This is a genomic window from Ruegeria sp. AB5 (assembly GCF_056542645.1).
Window position 1 is genome coordinate 678,060 of record NZ_JBQGAE010000001.1, and the last position, 19,952, is coordinate 698,011.

At 57.4% G+C, this 19,952-nt stretch carries 19 protein-coding genes; 5 read left to right on the plus strand and 14 right to left on the minus strand.

The features are described from left to right. Nucleotides 1–70: 70 nt before the first annotated feature. Nucleotides 71–1,294, plus strand: coding sequence for a serine hydrolase domain-containing protein (locus ACR0L4_RS03450; protein WP_480510599.1), 1,224 nt, complete (start codon nucleotides 71–73; stop codon nucleotides 1,292–1,294). 52 nt (nucleotides 1,295–1,346) lie between these two features. Next, nucleotides 1,347–2,207 carry an acyl-CoA thioesterase gene (locus ACR0L4_RS03455; RefSeq protein WP_480510601.1) on the plus strand — a complete coding sequence of 287 codons (861 nt, stop codon included), beginning with the start codon at nucleotides 1,347–1,349 and terminating at the stop codon, nucleotides 2,205–2,207. A 4-nt stretch (nucleotides 2,208–2,211) separates the two neighbouring features. On the opposite strand, the gene ACR0L4_RS03460 is transcribed toward ACR0L4_RS03455, so the two are convergent. The 12 genes from ACR0L4_RS03460 to ACR0L4_RS03515 form a co-directional block, all read right to left on the minus strand. After that, nucleotides 2,212–2,979, minus strand: a complete 768-nt coding sequence (locus tag ACR0L4_RS03460; protein WP_480510603.1) for an SDR family oxidoreductase — start codon at nucleotides 2,977–2,979, stop codon at nucleotides 2,212–2,214. Between the two features lie 145 nt (nucleotides 2,980–3,124). Continuing rightward, entirely contained in the window at nucleotides 3,125–4,354 is a 1,230-nt protein-coding gene (locus tag ACR0L4_RS03465; RefSeq protein ID WP_480510605.1) for an acyl-CoA dehydrogenase, read from the minus strand. A 122-nt stretch (nucleotides 4,355–4,476) separates the two neighbouring features. Next, complete coding sequence (phoB, locus tag ACR0L4_RS03470) at nucleotides 4,477–5,166, minus strand: phosphate regulon transcriptional regulator PhoB (RefSeq protein WP_170748819.1); 690 nt, start codon at nucleotides 5,164–5,166, stop codon at nucleotides 4,477–4,479. Nucleotides 5,167–5,178: 12 nt separating this feature from the next. After that, on the minus strand, nucleotides 5,179–5,886 hold the full coding sequence (gene phoU, locus ACR0L4_RS03475; RefSeq protein ID WP_170748820.1) for a phosphate signaling complex protein PhoU: 708 nt from the start codon (nucleotides 5,884–5,886) through the stop codon (nucleotides 5,179–5,181). Nucleotides 5,887–5,902: 16 nt separating this feature from the next. After that, on the minus strand, nucleotides 5,903–6,691 hold the full coding sequence (gene pstB / locus ACR0L4_RS03480) for a phosphate ABC transporter ATP-binding protein PstB (protein WP_480511137.1): 789 nt from the start codon (nucleotides 6,689–6,691) through the stop codon (nucleotides 5,903–5,905). A 23-nt stretch (nucleotides 6,692–6,714) separates the two neighbouring features. Then, entirely contained in the window at nucleotides 6,715–8,046 is a 1,332-nt protein-coding gene (gene pstA, locus ACR0L4_RS03485) for a phosphate ABC transporter permease PstA (RefSeq protein WP_480510608.1), read from the minus strand. Beyond that, nucleotides 8,043–9,515, minus strand: coding sequence for a phosphate ABC transporter permease subunit PstC (gene pstC, locus ACR0L4_RS03490; protein WP_170748823.1), 1,473 nt, complete (start codon nucleotides 9,513–9,515; stop codon nucleotides 8,043–8,045). The genes pstA and pstC overlap by 4 nt, the downstream gene beginning before the upstream one ends. An 88-nt stretch (nucleotides 9,516–9,603) precedes the next feature. Next, nucleotides 9,604–10,644 carry a substrate-binding domain-containing protein gene (locus ACR0L4_RS03495; protein WP_170748824.1) on the minus strand — a complete coding sequence of 347 codons (1,041 nt, stop codon included), beginning with the start codon at nucleotides 10,642–10,644 and terminating at the stop codon, nucleotides 9,604–9,606. A gap of 202 nt (nucleotides 10,645–10,846) precedes the next feature. Then, a complete protein-coding gene (locus ACR0L4_RS03500) occupies nucleotides 10,847–11,893 on the minus strand; it encodes an ATP-binding protein (protein WP_170748825.1) in 1,047 nt (348 codons plus the stop codon). Nucleotides 11,894–11,913: 20 nt separating this feature from the next. Then, nucleotides 11,914–12,438: a gamma carbonic anhydrase family protein gene (locus ACR0L4_RS03505; RefSeq protein WP_480510611.1), complete on the minus strand. Its 525-nt coding sequence runs from the start codon at nucleotides 12,436–12,438 to the stop codon at nucleotides 11,914–11,916. Further along, entirely contained in the window at nucleotides 12,438–13,076 is a 639-nt protein-coding gene (gene gmk / locus ACR0L4_RS03510; RefSeq protein WP_170748827.1) for a guanylate kinase, read from the minus strand. The genes ACR0L4_RS03505 and gmk overlap by 1 nt, the downstream gene beginning before the upstream one ends. A 17-nt stretch (nucleotides 13,077–13,093) precedes the next feature. After that, nucleotides 13,094–13,984 carry a YicC/YloC family endoribonuclease gene (locus tag ACR0L4_RS03515; RefSeq protein ID WP_480510613.1) on the minus strand — a complete coding sequence of 297 codons (891 nt, stop codon included), beginning with the start codon at nucleotides 13,982–13,984 and terminating at the stop codon, nucleotides 13,094–13,096. A gap of 296 nt (nucleotides 13,985–14,280) precedes the next feature. On the opposite strand from ACR0L4_RS03515, the gene ACR0L4_RS03520 reads away from it, so the two are divergent. Next, nucleotides 14,281–14,901, plus strand: coding sequence for a PAS domain-containing protein (locus ACR0L4_RS03520; protein ID WP_480510615.1), 621 nt, complete (start codon nucleotides 14,281–14,283; stop codon nucleotides 14,899–14,901). Nucleotides 14,902–14,955: 54 nt separating this feature from the next. On the opposite strand, the gene ACR0L4_RS03525 is transcribed toward ACR0L4_RS03520, so the two are convergent. Then, nucleotides 14,956–16,326, minus strand: coding sequence for a class II 3-deoxy-7-phosphoheptulonate synthase (locus ACR0L4_RS03525; RefSeq protein WP_170748830.1), 1,371 nt, complete (start codon nucleotides 16,324–16,326; stop codon nucleotides 14,956–14,958). A gap of 168 nt (nucleotides 16,327–16,494) precedes the next feature. On the opposite strand from ACR0L4_RS03525, the gene ACR0L4_RS03530 reads away from it, so the two are divergent. Beyond that, nucleotides 16,495–17,499 (plus strand): GlxA family transcriptional regulator, encoded by a 1,005-nt coding sequence (locus tag ACR0L4_RS03530; RefSeq protein WP_170748831.1) that lies wholly within the window; start codon nucleotides 16,495–16,497, stop codon nucleotides 17,497–17,499. A gap of 5 nt (nucleotides 17,500–17,504) precedes the next feature. Here the strand turns inward: ACR0L4_RS03530 and ACR0L4_RS03535 are convergent, their stop codons facing one another. Continuing rightward, nucleotides 17,505–18,596 carry a PQQ-dependent sugar dehydrogenase gene (locus ACR0L4_RS03535; RefSeq protein ID WP_480510618.1) on the minus strand — a complete coding sequence of 364 codons (1,092 nt, stop codon included), beginning with the start codon at nucleotides 18,594–18,596 and terminating at the stop codon, nucleotides 17,505–17,507. Nucleotides 18,597–18,758: 162 nt separating this feature from the next. On the opposite strand from ACR0L4_RS03535, the gene ACR0L4_RS03540 reads away from it, so the two are divergent. Beyond that, nucleotides 18,759–19,940, plus strand: coding sequence for an ABC transporter substrate-binding protein (locus ACR0L4_RS03540; protein ID WP_170748833.1), 1,182 nt, complete (start codon nucleotides 18,759–18,761; stop codon nucleotides 19,938–19,940). Nucleotides 19,941–19,952: the final 12 nt, after the last annotated feature.

Below are 19,952 nucleotides of genomic sequence, written 5' to 3' on the forward strand. Positions count from 1 at the left end.
CATGGAAGCGGCTATCGGTCCAGTTCGTAAATGTTTAGATTGATGTAGAAAAACAAAGGGGATCAGGGCAATGACGGTGAACTTCGATCACAACCGGTTGGACCGCATTCGCCCGTGGATGCAACGCTATGTCGATCAACGAAAGTACCCCGGTAGCGCCTTCCTGCTGAAACATCAGGGGCAAGAGGTTTTTTTTCACGCCTGCGGTCTGCGCAGTGTCGAAGCCGGGTTGCCATTCGACCGGCATACTTTGGCGCGCATCTATTCGATGACAAAACCTGTCACATCCGTCGCCGTGATGATGCTGGCAGAACAGGGCCTGCTTCATCTGCGTGCTCCGCTGAGTGAATTTCTGCCCGAGTTCAGCACCCCGCAAGCCCTGATTCCAACTGCCGAGCGGTTGGATCAAACCGAACCTGCTGCGTCGCCAACGCTGCACCAACTTCTTACTCATACAAGCGGGTTCAGCTATCCGTTCAACCCAGGACTTCTACCTGCCGCGATGGATGAACAGGACCTGATATTCAAGCCTAATCAAGGGCTTCTGTCAGATAGGGTAAGTGATCTTTCTGCCCTTCCCTTGGCCTTTCAGCCGGGCAGCCGTTGGGAGTATTCGGTCAGTACAGACGTACTGGGGCGCGTGGTCGAACTTGTGTCGGGAAAGCCCTTGGATCAGTTCTTCGAACAGGAGATATTTGAGCCGCTCAATATGCAGGACACTGGGTTTTCGGTGCCAAAGGGGGCAGGGGATCGATTTGCGTCGCTCTATACGCCTTTGTCGGGCGATGCGATGGCGCTCAATTCCGCAGAACATGGCGATGACACGCTAAAGCTGGTGGATCAGGCCGGCGAGTCTCCGTTTGAAGCCGCGTCGACCTTTTCTGGCGGCGGCGGCCTGGTGGGAACAATCGACGACTATGCCCGGTTCGCCGAGATGTTGGCAAACCGGGGATTGACAAAGGATCATCGGTTGTTGGGTCCAAAGACTGTGGATTTCATGATGATCAATCACTTACCGGGGGACATTGCATCAATGGGACCGCGCAGCTTTGCGGAACAACCCATGGAGGGTTTGGGGTTCGGTCTGGGCGGATCGGTTGTCGTGAACCCAGGACTCAGCGGTGTTCCGGGATCGGTTGGTGATTTCAGTTGGGGCGGCATGGCGTCGACCTTTTTCTGGATCGACCGGACCCTTGATCTGACGGCTGTGTTCTTCACCCAGTTGTCTCCATCCAGCTCATACCCGTCTCGGGCTGAACTCAAGGCCCTTGTTCTGAGTGCAGTCATTGATTGATCGAAACCGGGCTGATACCTCACGATCACCAAACAACAAACATGAGCGTCTTATGACCGAAGCCGAGCGTATTCTACTGGATCTGTTGAACATCGAACGACTGGAAGTTGACCTGTTCAGGGGTACGGGTTCGGGTGGCGAAACACCTACGCGCATCTTTGGCGGGCAAGTGATTGCTCAGGCACTGGCGGCAGCCTACAAGACCGTTGACGACCGGCTGTGCCATTCGTTGCACGCCTATTTCATACGCCCCGGTAATCCGAGTATTCCTGTTATCTATCAAGTAGATCGAGCACGAGACGGAGGGTCGTTTACAACCCGCCGCGTTGTGGCAATCCAAAATGGAAAACAAATACTGAACATGTCCGCCTCATTCCAAATCGAGGATGAAGGCTGGGCTCATCAGCATCCGATGCCGGACGTAGGCGCACCAGAAGATCATCCTTCGCGGAGCGAGCTGCGCCACAGGTATGTGGACCAAGTCCCTGAAAAAATGCGCAAAGAACTGCTGCGTGAACGGCCGATTGAGGTTCATGAAGTGGATCACCTCAATCCATTTCAACCCAAGATTTCCGACGATCACAATCAGATCTGGTTTCGGATGCCGGCCGCAGCGTCGACAGACCCAAGGACGCAGCATCTGATTTTAGCCTATGCATCAGACATGAGCCTTATGAGTTCCGGGATGCGACCACATGGCCTCAGTTGGTTCACGGGCGAAGTCAACGGAGCCAGCCTCGACCACGCGCTTTGGTTTCATGCGCCAGTGCGGTTCGAGAATTGGCATCTGTATTCGATGGCGTCACCGTGGTCGGGGCAGGGACGTTCGTTCAACCGAGGGTCAATATATTCGGAAGATGGGGTGCTGGTCGCTTCGGTCGCGCAGGAAGGGTTGATGCGTAAAGCAAGGTAGATGTTTAAGAATCTTCTACAAATCTTTGATTTAACTTGCCCATTCCTTCCAGCCAGCGGTCGTAGTCGGTCGCTTTTAGGCGTATATAGTCCAAAACCTGAGGGTGGGGCAGAATGAGAAACTGCTCTGCGCGAATGGCTTCTACACATGTTTCGGCAACGTCTTCGGGTTCCAGCATACCATCAATGGCCGCGACCGAGGTTTCGTGCCCACGTGTCATTTGTGAGCGTACAGCCTGAGGACACAAGACAGAGACCCGCAGACCCTTGTGGCCATAAGTCAGGGACAACCACTCGGCAAATCCAACGGTCGCATGTTTAGTAACGCCATAAGGCGCAGCGCCTGGTTGATTCAAAAGACCAGCCGCCGAGGCCGTAATCATTATGTAACCCTGACCACGGTCCAGCATGCGCGGTACAAGGTGACGCGCCGTCCAGACATGTGACATCACATTGATGTTCCAGATGCGGTTCCAGTCTTCGTCAGGCACATCCAAGCCACCCAGAGTCAAAATACCCGCATTTGCGCAGAACAGATCAATCGGAGCGATTTCATTCTCGACATGATCAATGAGCGCTTTGATCTGAGCGTCGCTGGACACATCGCAGGCAAAAGCATGCCCACCAATCGCCTCGGCGACGACCTGAGCGGCTTGCAGATCGACGTCCGAACAGACCACAGTGGCACCGTCCTGAGCAAACCGGACGGCAAGTCCTTTCCCAATCCCGCCAGCTGCGCCGGTAATGACAACGGTTTTGCCTCTAAGCTCCATGTGAAGATCCCAAGTGTATGCTACTGTGCAACTGATCAGGGGTGCCGCGAAACCCAGTTCATTATTTTACCATAATACCAATTACACGATTTACGAATTAGTCTGGTAGAACGCCGTGACACCCAGGTTGTTTCGCCAATATCCCTTAGAAGAAAGCCTGCAGCCCCGTCTGTGCCCGCCCCAATATCAACGCATGAACGTCGTGTGTGCCTTCGTAAGTATTGACCGTTTCCAGATTGACCATGTGACGTATCACTTGGAATTCCAACGAGATACCATTGCCGCCATGCATATCGCGGGCCATTCTGGATATCTCCAGTGCTTTGCCGCAGTTGTTGCGCTTTACGATGGAAACCATCTCGGGCGCGGCGTCGGCTTGATCCATGAGACGCCCAACGCGCAGGCTGGCCTGCAGGCCCAAGGCGATCTCGGTTTGCATATCCGCCAGTTTGCGTTGGAACAACTGGGTCTGTGCAAGTGGTTTGTTGAACTGTTTGCGGTCCAGACCGTATTGCAAGGCTGCGTGCCAGCAATGTTCGGCCGCGCCCATCACGCCCCAGCTGATGCCATAGCGCGCCCGGTTCAAGCAGCCGAACGGCCCCTTCAAACCTTGCACATGCGGGAGCAAGGCGCCCTCGCCCACTTCCACGCCATCCAGGACGATTTCCCCGGTGATCGACGCCCTGAGGCTGAGTTTGTTTTCAATCTTCGGCGCGCTCAGACCCGGCAAGCCCTTGTCCAAAACAAAACCTCGGATCTTGCCGTCATGGGCATCCGATTTGGCCCAGACCACAAACACATCTGCAATCGGTGCGTTAGAGATCCACATCTTGGTGCCGGTCAGGCGATATCCGCCATCGATCTTCTCGGCGCGGGTTTTCATGCCTGCCGGGTCCGAGCCGGCATCGGCCTCGGTCAGTCCAAAACAGCCGATCCATTCGCCCGAGGCCAGTTTGGGCAGGTATTTCCGCCGTTGCTCCTCAGAGCCATAGGCGTAGATCGGGTACATCACCAGCGAGCTTTGGACGGACATCATCGAGCGGTACCCGGAATCCACCCGCTCAACCTCACGTGCGACCAGTCCATAGGACACATAGCCGCCACCCAGCCCCCCGTATTCTTCTGGGATCGTGGTGCCTAAAAGACCCATTTCGCCCATTTCCCGGAAAATCTCAGGGTCGGTCTCTTCTTTCTGAAACGCTTCCGTGACGCGTGGTTGCAGCTTTTCCTGTGCGTATGCGCGGGAACTGTCTGCGATCATACGCTCGTCTTCGGTCAGCTGTTCAGACAGGCGAAACGGATCATCCCAGGTGAATTTACCCAGATCCGGAGCATCTTTGGCACGCAAGGTCGGTTTGGGATCAGGGGCGTTCATGGGGGTCTCCGGTCTGTCTTGAGTCGCTGAACCCTAACGTGGGTTTGCAGCAAAAAACAGCAAGAGTTTCACACCTGAGACAGGCAAATAATCGGGATCGGGGCGTGATGCCCCTGCCCCGATTATCCCAGGGCGTAGCCTGCGCCTCGAACCGTGCGCACGGGGTCGTTGCCGCCATGTTGTGTCAGGGCTTTGCGCAACCGGCCGATATGAACGTCAACGGTGCGCGTATCGACATAGATATCGCGGCCCCAGACCCGATCGAGCAATTGCTCACGGCTCCAAACGCGGCCCGGTTTTTCCATGAACGTGCTGAGCAGCCTGAATTCGGTTGGCCCCAGTTTCAGCGGTTGGCTGTCGCGGCTGACTTTGTGCGTTTCTGAATCAAGCACGATGTCGTCAAACTCGAGACGGATACCCACGGTGGCCGGGCGCACACGGCGCAATTGGGTGCGAACCCGTGCCATCAGTTCAACGACCGAGTATGGCTTGACCACATAGTCATCGGCCCCTGTTTCCAAGCCCCGAACCTTGTCCACCTCTTCGGAACGGGCAGACAGCATGATGATCGGGATCGACCGGGTATCGGGGCGGGTTTTAAGGCGCCGACACACCTCGATCCCGCTGAGGTTGGGCATCATCCAGTCCAGAACGATGATGTCGGGGCTGTCTTCGTCCACCAGCAGCATCGCTTCATCGCCGCTGGCGGCTTTGGACACCCGAAAGCCCTCGGCCTCAAGGTTGTAGGCCAGCACTTCACGCTGGGCGAGTTCATCCTCGACCACCAGAACTGTAGGCTGATCTGCGGACATGGTCTGCGTCTCCTAGACGGTTTGCGACGTGTTGTCGGCCTTGGGGCGGGCCTCGGTCGGGCGCTCGCCGGTAACCAAGTATACCACCTGTTCGGCAATAGCTGTCACGTGGTCGCCCATACGCTCGATATTCTTAGCGATGAAATGCAGGTGCATACAGGAAGATATGTTGCGCGGGTCCTCGGCCATGAAGGTCAGAAACTCGCGGAACAGACCGTTATACATCTGATCGACTTCTTCATCGCGTTCGATGACATCTGCAGCCAGTTCCGCGTCACGCTGGATATAGGCGTCAAGCGCGTCGCGCAGCATAACCTCGACCTCGCGCGCCATGCGACGCAGGGCGGCGGCGCTGCCGTTGATTTCACCCGCGTTCACCAACACGCTGGTCCGTTTGGCAATGTTCTTCGAATAATCCCCGATCCGCTCAAGGTTGGCCGAGACCTTGAGAACCGACAGCACCAAACGCAGATCGCTTGCCGTTGGTGCGCGTAGCGCAATCAGGCGGGCGGTCTCTTCATTGATGACGTCTTCCAGCGCGTCGATGGCTTTGTCGCCTTGACGTACCTTCTGCGCAAGCTCCTCATCTCGGGTTTCCAGCGAGCGTGCCGCCCCCATGATCGCGGCTTCGACCAGGCCGCCCATTTTCATGATATGGGCCTGGATCGCTTCGAGATCGCGGTCGAAAACGGACGCAATGTGTTGTTCTGAATCGTTCATGTCGAAATACCTGTGCTCAGCCGATGCGGCCGGTGATGTAGCTTTCGGTGCGCGGGTCCACCGGGTTGGTAAAGATCTGGCCTGTCTCACCGAACTCGACCAAATTACCCAAATGGAAGAAGGCTGTCTTTTGGCTGACGCGCGCCGCCTGTTGCATCGAGTGGGTCACGATCACCACCGAATACTGCGCGCGCAGTTCGTCTATCAGCTCTTCGACCTGAGCGGTCGCAATCGGGTCCAGCGCCGAGCATGGCTCGTCCATCAGTAGAACCTCGGGCTCGGTCGCGACGGCGCGGGCAATGCACAGACGTTGCTGCTGACCGCCCGACAGGCCGGTGCCGGGGGCATCCAAACGGTCCTTGACCTCGTCCCAGATCGCGCCGCGGCGTAGGGATCGCTCGACGATGTCATCCAGGTCAGCCTTGTTCTTGGCCAGTCCGTGAATGCGTGGGCCATAGGCCACGTTGTCAAAGATCGACTTGGGGAACGGGTTTGGTTTCTGGAACACCATGCCGACCTTGGCGCGCAGTTGGACCGGATCGACCCGCTTGTCATAAATGTCTTCACCGTCCAGTTTGAAGCTGCCCTGAACCCGAGCGACATCGATCGTGTCATTCATCCGGTTCAGGCACCGCAGGAATGTGGACTTGCCGCAGCCCGACGGGCCGATAAACGCGGTGACGGTTTTGTCTTCGATATCGACATTCACATCTTTGATCGCGTGGGTGTCACCGTAGTAGACTTGGCAGTCCCGGCACTCCAGCTTGATTTCATTGGTGTCCACTTGTCTCTCCACTCGTGACATGTCGTTCATTGGTCTGACCCTTCCTACCAGCGGCGTTCAAAGCGGCGGCGCAGGATGATTGCGATGATGTTCATGGTCAGCAGGAAGATCAGAAGAATGATGATCCCACCCCAGGCTTTTTCATAGAACCCGACATCTGCCCTGGAAGCCCAGGTGTAGATCTGGGCGGGCATGGCCGAGTTCGGTTCGGTGAACCCTGCGAGGAAACCGTCCGGATAGCCACGGGCAACAAAGCCGACCATCCCGATCAGCAGCAGCGGTGCAGTTTCCCCAAGCGCCTGTGCCAGTCCGATGATGGTACCGGTCAGAATACCGGGCGCGGCCAACGGCAGAACATGGTGGAACACCGCCTGCATCTTCGAGGCCCCTACCCCCAGCGCTGCATCGCGGATCGATGGCGGAACCGCCTTCAGCGAGGCACGGGTCGAAATGATGATCGTTGGCAGGGTCATCAGCGTCAGCACCAAACCCCCAACCAGCGGAGCCGATTGCGGCAGATGCATGAACTGGATGAAGACAGCCAAACCAAGGATACCAAATACGATCGACGGAACCGCCGCGAGGTTGGAAATGTTCACCTCAATGAGGTCTGTAAACCTGTTCTGCGGAGCGAATTCTTCCAGATAAATCGACGCAGCCACCCCAATCGGCAGAGACAGGGCCAAAACCACCAGCATCATGAAGAACGATCCGACAACCGATGCGCCGATGCCTGCACCTCCGGGGTTGTCCACACCTGAATCCGCCCCGGTAATGAACGGCCAGTTGAAGACCTGTTTGATGATACCTGCCTCTTTCAGCGCATCCACGAGGTCCAGATCGCTTTTCTGCAAAAAGCGGCTGTCCTGAATGCTGTCGCGCGACACACGGCCTTTGTAATAACCGTCAACGCGACTGGAAGCCGCCAGATCGAACTCAACCGGCTGTCCCAGCATGTTCGGGTTTTGGCTATAGAATGTCCGGATTGTTCCGCCGACTTTGCCAAGCAACCGTTCAATGGCGGCTTCGTCAAAATCGACCTCCAGCCCGCTTTCGACCAGCTCTTTCTTAAGCGAAGCGATGAACAAATCCGAATACGCCTTGGTTTTGAACAAGGTGCTTTCGGCTTCTTCCTGCTCAGGCTCGGTCAGCGTGAACTCGACGCTGACAACGGTCCGGGTAAACGCCGGGATACCTTCGGACAGGATCGACGCGAACAGGACTACAAGAAAGAACAGCCCGGTTGCAATTGCCACGATACCATAAGCCCGAAAGCGTTTCTCGGCATTGGCGCGTTTTCGTGTCCGCGCGTCCGACGCGGTCAGTGAAACGCCGCTGCGACGCTTTTCAGGGGTTTGCATGCTTGCGTCGGTCATTCGTACTGCTCCCGGTACTTGCGCACGATGTAAAGGGCAAAGACGTTCAGTCCCAGCGTGACGATGAAAAGCGTCATGCCGAGCGCAAAGGCCACCAGCGCCTCTGGCGATGCAAAATCGGCGTCACCGGTCAACTGGCTTACGATTTTTGCAGTTACGGTTGTCATGGCTTCAAAAGGGTTGAGACTGAGGCGCGCCGCTGCGCCGGCCCCCAGAACCACGATCATGGTCTCACCAATGGCACGCGAGGCGGCCAACAGGATCGCACCGACGATCCCCGGCAAGGCAGCCGGCAGAACGACTTGGCGGATGGTCTCGGACTGGGTCGCACCCAGGCCATAGGACCCGTCGCGCATGGCCTGTGGTACGGCATTGATGATGTCGTCGGACAGAGATGAGACAAACGGGATCAGCATGATACCCATGACCAGACCCGCTGTCATCACAGCCGTGCCTGCCTTCATCCAGCCCAGACCGCCGTCCCCGAAAATATCCAACAGCAATGGGCCAACGGTCAGCAGGGCAAAAAGCCCGTAGACGATGGTCGGGATCCCGGCCAGCACCTCAAGCAGCGGCTTGGCGAAGGCGCGAACCGCTGGCGAGGCATATTCGCTGAGGTAAATCGCGGCAAACAGCCCAATCGGGACGGCCACCAGCAAAGCGACAACCGAAATGTACATCGTGCCCCAAAGCAGCGGGATGATACCCAGATCAGACGCGCCGCCCCGGCCCGAGAAACTGGGGGCCCAGGTCAGGCCAAAAAAGAAATCGGTCGCAGGATAAAGCTTGAAGAACTCCCAGGTATTGAAGACCAGGGAAAGTACGATGCCAATGGTGGTCAGGATCGCAATTGACGCTGCGGCCAGCAGCAGAATGCGAATCCCCTGTTCAACAACATTCCTTGCCCGATAGTGCGCGTTTGTCTGAAGAAGGCTAAACGCCGCCCCGGCCAAAGCCACGGCGATGATTGCGATTGTCATGGCGAAATAGCCATAAGAATTCATCACGCGATAGCTTTGCGCTGCGCGCAGAACAGGCTGCGTGATGCTCGAGGTCACAACCTGACCTGCATCTTTCAGTCGCTGGGTCATGTCGGTGAAATCGGCACGTGCGTTGCGCGCGACATCCTCGGAGATCTGTCCGTCCGCCACGGCGTTGTCCAGACCCGCTGCGGTCCGGCGCACCTCGGCCATCACAAGGCCGCGCGAAGACCCCTCTTGGATAGCGGTATCTGGGATCATCCCCGAGATCTGGGAATTCACATAGAGCGGCTGAGCCAGCAGCCACAGGATCATCAAACCAAAGGCCGGAACGACAACTTTCAGTGCAACATTCGCGCCATAAAAGGATGGAAGAGAATGCAGGTCTCTGCTGTCGCCCCCCGCGCTTTGCAATGCGCGCGATCGCCCAAACACATAACCGAGTGCCGCAATCGCCAAAACGATCAGGAAGAGCCAAACTATCGGCATAACGCCCCCACAGGTCTTGATCGGGAATAATAAAGATGCGCGGGGGCGACACTGAATGCCGCCCCCTGCAAGTCATACCGAAGGGGGCTTAGCTACCCGAGCCCATGGTCACTTCGTTGGCGATGGCGTCCTGAGTTTTTGCCAGCTCAGGGTCAGCAACGAGGCCATAGTTGGCAAGGGGGCTCGTTGGGCCTGCGATCTCGTCAGCGACGAAGAACTGAGCGTATTCTTTCAGTCCGGGGATCACGCCGATATGGGCTTTCTTGACGTAGAAGAACAGCGGACGCGAGACGGGGTATTCGCCCGAGGCGATGGTCTCGGTCGAGGGCGAGATACCACCCATGGTAGCCACTTTCAGCTTGTCAGTGTTGTTCTCATAGAATGCCAGACCGAAAACGCCGATGCCGTTCGGGTTGGTGTCGATGCGGGCCAGAGTTTCGGTATAGTCACCATCGATATCGACCGATTTGCCGTCTGTACGCACGTCCAGGCATGCGTCTTCGGCGTCATCTTCGCTCATGCCGCCTGACATCATGGCTTCCATTGCACCGGTTGCTTCACAACCCGCCAGCAGAACCTTGTCTTCGAACACTTCGCGGGTGCCGTGCTTGGTGCCCGGAATGAACATTGCGATTTCAACATCCGGCAGATCGCCGTTGAATTCGGCCCAGCTGTTGAAGCTGTTGTCGACCAGAGCGCCGTCTTTCATGACTTTCGAACCGATGGCGTTGTAGATGTCCTCGGGCTGGAAGGCGGTGAAGGCCGGGCCGCTTTGCTGGCTTGCAAAGACGATGCCGTCATAGCCAATGCGGACTTCCATAATGTCGGTGACGCCGTTTTCGGCGCAGGCCTTGATCTCTTTTTCGCGGATGGCGCGCGATGCGTTTGCAACGTCGATGGTGTTTTCGCCAACACCCTCACAGAAACGCTTCAGACCTGCCGAGGAACCACCGGATTCGACAACCGGGGTCGGAAAATCAGTGTTTTCACCAAACAGTTCGGCAACGATCGAGGCATAAGGCAGAACGGTCGACGAACCGGCAACCTGAACGTTGTCACGTGCTGCAGCAGTTGTTGCCGAGACGGCGGCGATTGCCAGCGCAGATGCCGACAGTTTTACAAAGGACATTTCAGTCTCCCTGAAAAGTAGAACTTGATCACCCCCATGATGATCTTACCGGCACCTCTAAGGACCGTGCGTAAGCCTTTTGTGACATGTGTGTAACAGGTTTATGACAGTGGCCAAGAAATCTGACGGCCGCGGCACAACGCTGCCATGCGTCGTTTACATACCGGGTGCCGGAAGATGCCAAAAATCGGGTTGCGCCGCGCTATTGAGGCAGAATGACGGTGAAAACCGTTCCCTTGCCCAGTTCACTTTCGACACGCAGACGCCCCCTGTGTCGATTGACGATATGCTTGACGATGGCCAGCCCCAATCCGGTTCCACCCAATTGCCGCGACCGGTGGCTGTCGGCCCGATAAAAACGCTCTGTCAGGCGCGGCAAGTGAATCGAATCGATTCCCGGACCCCTGTCACTGATCTGAACCCGCACGGCCGGACCTCGCATTGCGGTGTCACGATCCGAGGTCGTCACCCGCAGTTGAACACTGCCTCCACTGCCACCATACTTGATGGCGTTTTCGATCAGGTTCGTGAAGACTTGCCGCAACTGATCGCTGTCGCCGGTCAACGACACCGGCCCCTGTGGAGCATCAAGCGACAGTACAACATCCGCATCATCGGCCAGCGGACGCAACGAGTTCAGGGTGGATTGCAGCAAGCCGGTCAGTTCCAACTGCTCTTTCGGGCGCACCCTTTCTTCGCTTTCAACGCGATTGAGGGACAACAGATCCCCGACCAGACGATTCATCCGGTTTGCTTCATCTGTCATGATCTGCAGGAATCGGTCGCGGGCCGCAGCATCCTCACGCGCAGGACCGCGCAGGGTTTCGATAAAGCCCATAAGTGCGGTCAAAGGCGTGCGGAGCTCGTGGCTGACATTGGCAACGAAATCGCGACGCATCTGGCTGGCTTGTTCCAGATGGGTGACATCCTGAAAGATCGCCAGGACTGCCCCGCCCGAAACGGCGCCGATCCCGTTTACATAGCGGCATTGAACTTCGAAGGCCGTATCCTGTGCGCCATCGTTGCCCAGATGCCGTGTGGTGGCGTGGCCCTTGCTGCGCAAGCACTGTTCCATGGCCTCGATAACTTGCGGCTGCCGCAGGATCGTGGCGAAATGCCGGCCTATGATGTTGTGGCTCAACAAGGATTTTGCATCCGAATTGGCCGCAATAATCCGTTCGGTCTGATCCACCATCAACGCGGGCATCGGGATGGCCGAGACAAATTCTTCCAGCAAATCGTCCGCCATGGCTCAGGTTTCCTGCGCGCTTACACGACCGGTGTCAGGGTATCCCTGAACTTGCGCATATTGGACTGATAGTGCAACGCGCTGAGCGTGATGCGCTGCGCCGCGGCCTCATCCAATTCGCGCACGACCTTTCCCGGCGATCCCATCACCAGGGAATTGTCGGGGATTTCCTTGTTTTCAGTAATCAATGCCCCTGCCCCGATCAGGCAGTTCTTGCCGATTTTTGCGCCGTTCAACACAATTGCGCCCATTCCGATCAGGGTGTTCTCGTCAATCGTGCAGCCATGCAGCATGACCTTGTGGCCGACCGTGCAATTCCGACCAATGGTCAATGGGTATCCGGCATCAATATGCATGACGCAGTTTTCCTGCACATTGCTGCCTGCACCCACCCGAATCTCTTCGTGATCCGCGCGGATTGTACACCCGAACCAGACCGAGGCCCCCTGCTCCAGCACCACTTTGCCGATCAGGTTGGCATCCGGGGCAACCCATGTGTCGTTGTGTATTTCGGGGGCGTTGTTTCCCAAAGCGTAGATTGGCATCACAGGGCCTCGAATTCATTTTGCAGTTTGCGTACATGGTCTTGCAGCTTCGGTTGCTGAATACGCCGCATGCGCTCGGCACTGACAATGGTCTTCAGCTTTTCCTCGGTCGTATCCAGATCGTCATTGACCAAAACGTAATCGTAGTAGCCCCAGTGGCTGATCTCATCCCAACTCTTTTGCATCCGTTTCGCGATCACATCCTCGCTGTCCTGACCGCGCGTCTCCAGACGTCGGCGCAATTCCGGAATCGACGGCGGCAGAATGAAGATCGACAACGCGTGTTTACCGAGGTCCGAGTTGCGAATTTGCAGATCACCCTGCCAATCTACATCGAACAGCACGTCGCGACCTGCATTGATCGAGTCGCGCACGGGTGCGATGGGAGAACCATAGAAGTTACCAAAGACATGCGCATGTTCCAGCATCTGCCCGTCGGTTACCTGCTGTTTGAACTCATCTTCTGACAAGAAATAGTACTCGCGACCGTGTTCCTCACCGGGTCGAGGCGCGCGTGTCGTGGCCGAGATCGAAAACTCCAGCCCTTCATCCCAGGCCATCAGACGGCGCGCGAGCGTGGATTTGCCTGCCCCAGAGGGCGAAGACAGAATAATAAGAAGGCCTCGGCGATCCGCCATGTCTGTGTTTCCCATCGTCATTCTACGTTTTGCACCTGTTCACGCATCTGGTCGATCACGGCCTTCAGCTCCAGCCCCACCGAGGTCAGATCAGCGCTTTGGGCCTTGGAACACAATGTGTTGGCCTCGCGATTGAATTCCTGCATCAGGAAATCCAGCTTGCGGCCAACGGCCCCGTCCTGCGTCAATAGATCTCGTGCGGCGGCGACATGTGCGGTCAGCCGGTCTGTTTCTTCTGTAATGTCGGCCTTGACCGCAATCAACGCGAGTTCCTGCGCCACCCGGTCCGGCTCGACCCCCTGAGCGTTTTCCAACACACGGGCAAGGTTTTCGCGCAGCGTTTCGGCCATCTTGTCCTTGCGCTGTTCCGCAAGTTCGGCGGCTTGTGAGGTCAGCGTAGCAACCTGATCCAGTTGCGCCGTCAGAACACCGGCCAGAGCCTCACCCTCGGTCCGCCGCATGTCGATGAAAGCCGACAAGAGGGGCGCAAATTGCCCGGTCAGATGCGCGACCAGAGGGGCCGGATCATCGGCTTCAGAGCTGGCCTCCAGCATCCCTTTCAGGGTCAATAAATCCGAGGCGCGGGACGGGGCAAGTGTCAGACCGCGCGCTGCCGCCAGTTTTTCAGCCTGTGCAACCGCGTCCAGCGCAGCGGCCATTGCCGCTTCGTTCACAGTCAGATCGGCGGCGCTTTCATCCCGGCTCAGACGCATGGACAGGGTCACATTGCCCCGGCTTAGGGATTTGGACAACGTGGCGCGCAATGCGGCCTCCAGCCCGGTCAGCCAGTCCGGAACCCGGATACGTATGTCCAGCCCCTTGCCATTGACGCTGCGCAATTCCCACGTCCAGCTATGAGGGCCGAATTCTCCTTTGTCCGAGGCGAACCCGGTCATGGATTTGATCATCACTGCCCTTTCTGTCGCTGCCGTCTTTGCTTGCCTGCCGCACCTAATGCCATTGACCGTTGTAGGGCAAGACTTTGCTGAGACTGCACTTGTTCGGTAGAAGTTAACCATTCGTTAAAGAATTGCTCCAAAATTGTCTTAACCCGTGTCAATCTTGTCAGGACAAGGCTTGCGGGCCAAAATTGGCTCCGATGTGTTGTATTTTATGAAAATGACGGTGAGTTGGCACTGGGGTGATGGTAATGAAATCGTTTTTCGGGACTGGTTCCGGGTCAAAATTTGGAAAGATCGTCGCAATGGATCGCTTTGACAGCGGGCGCAGCCTCTCACCGATCCGTCAGGCCGAAGCCTACTGGACCGCCTTGCTAAGCGGTGATGGTGTCCCCATGCGGTCACAGATCGATCCGCGTGGGCTTGAGAATGTTCTGGAGTACACCTTCATTCTTGAACGAATTGCCCCAGGGCTGGCCCGGTTTCGCCTTGCAGGCAGTCATTTGAACAAGCTGGCGGGAATGGAGGTGCGGGGCATGCCCCTGACCGCATTCTTCAGCTCGGACGCTCGGGCTCAGGTCAAGGATGTGTTGGAACAGGTTTTCGCCAAACCCGCCATTGTCGAGCTTGGGTTGGTCTCGAACGGCGCTTTGGGGCGTCCCCGTCTGCAAGCGCGCATGATCCTGTTGCCCTTGAAAAGCGATCTGGGGGATGTCAGCCGGGTTATGGGCGTGATGGTCAGCGACGGCACCATTGGCCCGACGCCGCGCCGGTTTTCAATTGCGGATACCCGCCTCAAGCCTGTGAGTGCGGTTCGGGCCCCGACGACACCCGAACAACAAACAATCGAGGGCTTTGCCGAGGATCAGCCGGACTTCAAACGTCCAGCAAGGCACCTGCGGCTGGTCGTATCGCGCGACGACTGACCAACGAAAAACGGCGGACCAAAGGCCCGCCGCTTGTTCCGTCTTGTTTTGGTCTTAGCTGGCTTCGCGCTTGCTACGGTCGCGGCGCAGGTTGGTCAGCTCTTCCGCGACCAAGAATGCCAGTTCCAGCGACTGCGATGCGTTCAAGCGCGGGTCGCAGGCGGTGTGATAGCGGTCCGAGAGGTCCTCTTCGGTCACAGCACGAACGCCGCCTGTACACTCGGTGACGTCAAGACCGGTCATCTCGAAATGCACACCACCGGGGATGGTGCCTTCGGCCTGATGTACGCCAAAGAAATCACGCACTTCCCGCAGGACCGAGTCGAAGGGACGGGTTTTGTACCCTGTGGCCGACTTGATCGTGTTGCCGTGCATCGGATCGCACACCCAAGTGACCTGCGCGCCCTCTTCCTTTACGGCCTTGACCAGACGCGGCAGATGCTCACCCGCTTTGCCGGCTCCGAAACGCGCGATCAGGGTCAGGCGACCCTCTTCGTTCTCCGGGTTCAGCTTGGACATCAGAACCTTCAGGTCTTCTGCGGTTGTGGTCGGACCACATTTCAGACCGATCGGATTCTGAACGCCGCGGCAGAACTCGACATGCGCACCGTCGGGCTGACGGGTGCGATCACCGATCCAGATCATGTGGCCAGAGCCTGCCAACCAATTGCCAGAGGTCGAATCAAGGCGGGTCAGCGCCTCTTCGTATTCCAGCAACAGCCCTTCGTGGCTGGTGTAGAATTCAACGGTCGAGAACTCATGCGTGGTGTCCGCCGTGATCCCCGCAGCTTCCATGAAATCGATGGTGTCCTGAATACGGTCGGCAATCTCAGAGTATTTCTGCACGTCCTGCTCATCCGTGAACCCCAGGGTCCACGAGTGAACGCGGCTCATATCCGCGAAACCACCGGTCGAAAAAGCCCGCAGCAGGTTCAGCGTCGCGGCAGCCTGCGTATAGGCCTGCAGCATCTTCTGGGGATTCGGAATCCGAGACTCGGGCGTGAAAGCCAGTTCGTTGATGATGTCGCCCCGGTAGCTGGGCAACTCGACGCCGTTCACGACCTCGGTTGGCGCGCTGCGGGGTTTGGCGAACTGACCCGCCATGCGGCCAACTTTGACCACTGGCACCTTGGCCCCATAGGTCAGCACCATCGCCATTTGCAGCATAACCTTGAACGTGTCGCGAATAGCGTCCGCGCTGAATTGTTCAAAGCTTTCAGCACAATCCCCACCCTGCAACAGGAAGGCCTCGCCGCGACCGGCGGCACCCAGATGTTGCTTGAGACGCCGCGCTTCGCCCGCAAAGACCAGCGGGGGATACTGCGAAAGCTGAGCCTCGACTTTGGCCAGCGCGGCCGCGTCGGTATAGTCTGGCATCTGAACCCGGGGCTTGTTGCGCCAGTTCGATTTTTGCCATTCGGTCATAGCTTTGATCTCCGCTGAGGTAATTCAGGTGGACTCTATACAAAATGCACAAGTAAGAGACCATATCCGATTTGCGCCTCTTGACGCCGCAAACAAGCTTTGAGCATGGTGTCGAGCAACTCAGGTGCGACGTTTGTGCAGCCGTCGCTGATTCAAGGACTAACAGCCATGCAAGAGCAACGCCAAGTTGTCAAAGTGGACGGCAGCACGGACAAGCCCGTTAACTTCGTTTTTGTCCTGCTGGATGGGTTTTCTCTGTTGTCCTTTGCCTCGGCGCTGGACAGCCTTCGCATTGCCAATCGCATGTCGGATAAAACCGTTTATACCTGGACCCTGATCGGTGAAGGCGGAGAGACAACGACCTGTTCCGCAGGCACAACCTTTAAGCTGGACGGCGAACTGTGTGAATTGCAGCGCGACGACATCATAATGGTCTGTGGCGGGGTCGAGGTTCAGACAGCGACGACCAAAAAGATACTTAACTGGCTGCGCCGCGAAGCCCGGAAAGGGCTGCGGATCGGCGGGTTGTGTACGGCCGCCTATTCCTTGGCAAAAGCCGGGTTGCTGGACGGTAAACGCGCAACGATACATTGGGAAAATTCGGACAGTTTTGCAGAAGAGTTCGACAATGTTGAACTGACCAAATCGGTGTTTCTTGTCGATGGCAACAGAATGACCACGGCCGGGGGCACCTCGTCCATTGATCTGATGCTGAAGCTGATTGCCGACGACTACGGCGAAGATCTTGCCAATGCAGTTGCCGATCAGATGATCTATTCCTCGATCCGCACCGATCAGGACACCCAGCGGCTGTCTACTCCGACTCGTATTGGCGTGCGTCATCCCAAGCTGAGCCAAGTCATCCTGATGATGGAAAAGAACATCGAAGAGCCCATATCACCTTCGATTCTGGCCAAGGATGTCGGCATGTCCACGCGGCAGTTGGAGCGGTTGTTTCGCCGCTACCTGAGCCGCTCGCCCAAGCGCTATTATATGGAGCTGCGTCTGCACAAAGCGCGCAACCTTCTGATGCAGACGGATATGAGTGTCATCAACGTGGCGCTGGCCTGCGGCTTTGCTTCTCCTAGCCATTTCTCGAAATGCTACCGCGCGCACTACAACACGACACCCTACCGAGAGCGCGGCGCGCAAAGCGGGCGGTTGTCGGTTTGACCTTCTTAGCCGGGAGTCATCCGGTACACGGCCCCCTGCCCGACTGAAATGAACCAGATCGAGCCATCTGGTGCCTCTATGATGTCTCGGACGCGTTCGGTTTCCGGCCCTTTGATCTGTTCGACCTCGCGCAGCGGTGAACCAGCCAAGCGGGCGATATAGTCGAACTTGAGGGAGCCGACGAAAATGTCACCGTCCCATTTCGGCCAAAGCGCGCCGGAATAGACCATCAAGCCCGATGGCGCGATGGACGGGTCCCAATAGAATTCGGGTTGCTCCAGCCCCGGTTTTGCGCTTCCTTCCCCGATCTTCTGGCCGGAGTAGTGCACACCGTAGGAAATGACCGGCCAGCCGTAATTGAGGCCAGGTTCAACCAGATTGACCTCGTCCCCACCGCGGGCCCCGTGTTCCGAGACCCACAAGCGCCCCCCGGCATCCAGTGCCGCGCCTTGCGGGTTTCGATGACCATAGGTCCAGATCTCAGGCCGCACACCGTCTTGATCCACAAAGGGATTATCTGACGGAACAGAGCCATCTCGGGTAACGCGGATTACCGATCCCATATGGTTGGACCGATCCTGAGCGGACGGCCGGTCGCCCCGATCCCCGATTGTCAGGAACAGCGTTCCGTCATTAGTCTCGACCACGCGCGAGCCGAAATGTCGTCCACCAGACCCGCCAGGAACGGCCTCGAAGATGACCCGCAGATTGGTGAGGCGTTTGCCATTTTCAGACAGGCGCGCCACCGCCAATGCCGTACCTGCACCGGTCTGCTGAGGTTTCGAGTAGGTCAGAAATATCTCGCGGCTGCGAGTGAAATCGCGCGCCACGGTGACATCCAGCAACCCGCCCTGCCCCGACGCTGCGACCTTGGGCACACCAGAGACCGACTGCGCCGTGCCATTGTCCACGTGGAGCAGCTCTCCATCGCGTTCGGTCACCAGAAATCCACCATCCGGCAGAATGCCGATCGCCCATGGGGTGTCCAAGCCGCCGACCAATTGGGTCAGGTTGACAGGTCCATCGACAGTCTCAAGGACACTGGTCCAACCCGTGCTGGCCCATGTCGAAACCAGAATCGCTAAAACCCGGATCATATGCATCCTCCGTCCGTTTGCGGCTATTATTCAGATTGCTCTGTTCATGTGAACAAATAGGGCCCGGCATGGCAAAAACACTTCTTCGTTTGGACTTTTCTTTTCCGAGCGGCTTGCCTAGGGTCTTGCGCAGAAGGTCAACAAAAGACAGGGAGTAACCTTATGAAAAAGCTGCTGACTGCAACCGCAGCAACTGCACTATTGGCTGGCGCCGCAATGGCCGAAGACGTCAAGCTTGGCATTCTTCTGGGCTTCACCGGCCCGATTGAATCCCTTGCCCCTTCGATGGGGTCAGGGGCTGAGTTGGCGATTGCCGAAGTTACCGAGTCGGGCAAGTTGCTGGATGGCGCAACCGTTGTTGGCACCCGCGCTGACACCGGCTGCATCGACAATGGTCTGTCGACGTCGAACGGCGAACGCATGATCGCGGACGGGGTGGCCGGCATCGTCGGTGGTGATTGTTCGGGTGTGACCGGTGCGATCCTGCAGAACGTTGCGATTCCGAACGGTATGGTCATGATCTCGCCGTCCGCGACGTCGCCGGGTCTGTCGACCATGGAAGACAACGGCCTGTTCTTCCGCACCGCGCCGTCGGATGCGCGCGAAGGTCAGGTGATGGCGGACATCCTGAAAGATCGCGGTATCAACTCGATTGCGCTGACCTACACCAACAACGATTACGGCAAGGGTCTGGCGGATGCGATCCAGTCATCCTTCGAGGCCGCGGGTGGCGAAGTGACAATTGTAGCAGCCCATGAAGACGGCAAAGCCGACTATTCGGCAGAAGTGGGCGCGCTGGCTTCGGCTGGCGGTGACATTCTGGTTGTTGCGGGCTATCTGGATCAGGGCGGTCTGGGTATCATCCAATCCTCGCTGGACAGCGGCGCGTTTGACACGTTTGGCCTGCCCGGTGGCATGATCGGTGACTCGCTGCCTGCAAATGTCGGCCCCGACCTGAACGGCTCATTCGGTCAGATCGCCGGTTCGGGTGGTGAAGGTGCCGAGAAATACTTTGCCATGGCCGAGGCGGCAGGCTTTGACGGCACATCGCCCTATTCGCCCGAATCCTATGACGCCGCGGCGCTGTTTATGCTCGCCATGCAAGCAGCCGGTTCAACCAGCCCGGCAGACTATGCAGCCAAGGTGATGGATGTGGCCAACGCTCCGGGTGAAAAGATCTATCCGGGTGAACTGGCCAAGGGTCTGGAACTGCTGGCTGCGGGTCAGGAAATCGACTATGTCGGCGCATCGGGCGTTGAACTGATCGGCCCCGGTGAAAGCGCGGGATCCTACCGCGAAATCGAAGTAACTGACGGCGAAAACAAGACCGTCAGCTTCCGTTGATTCACCCTCATA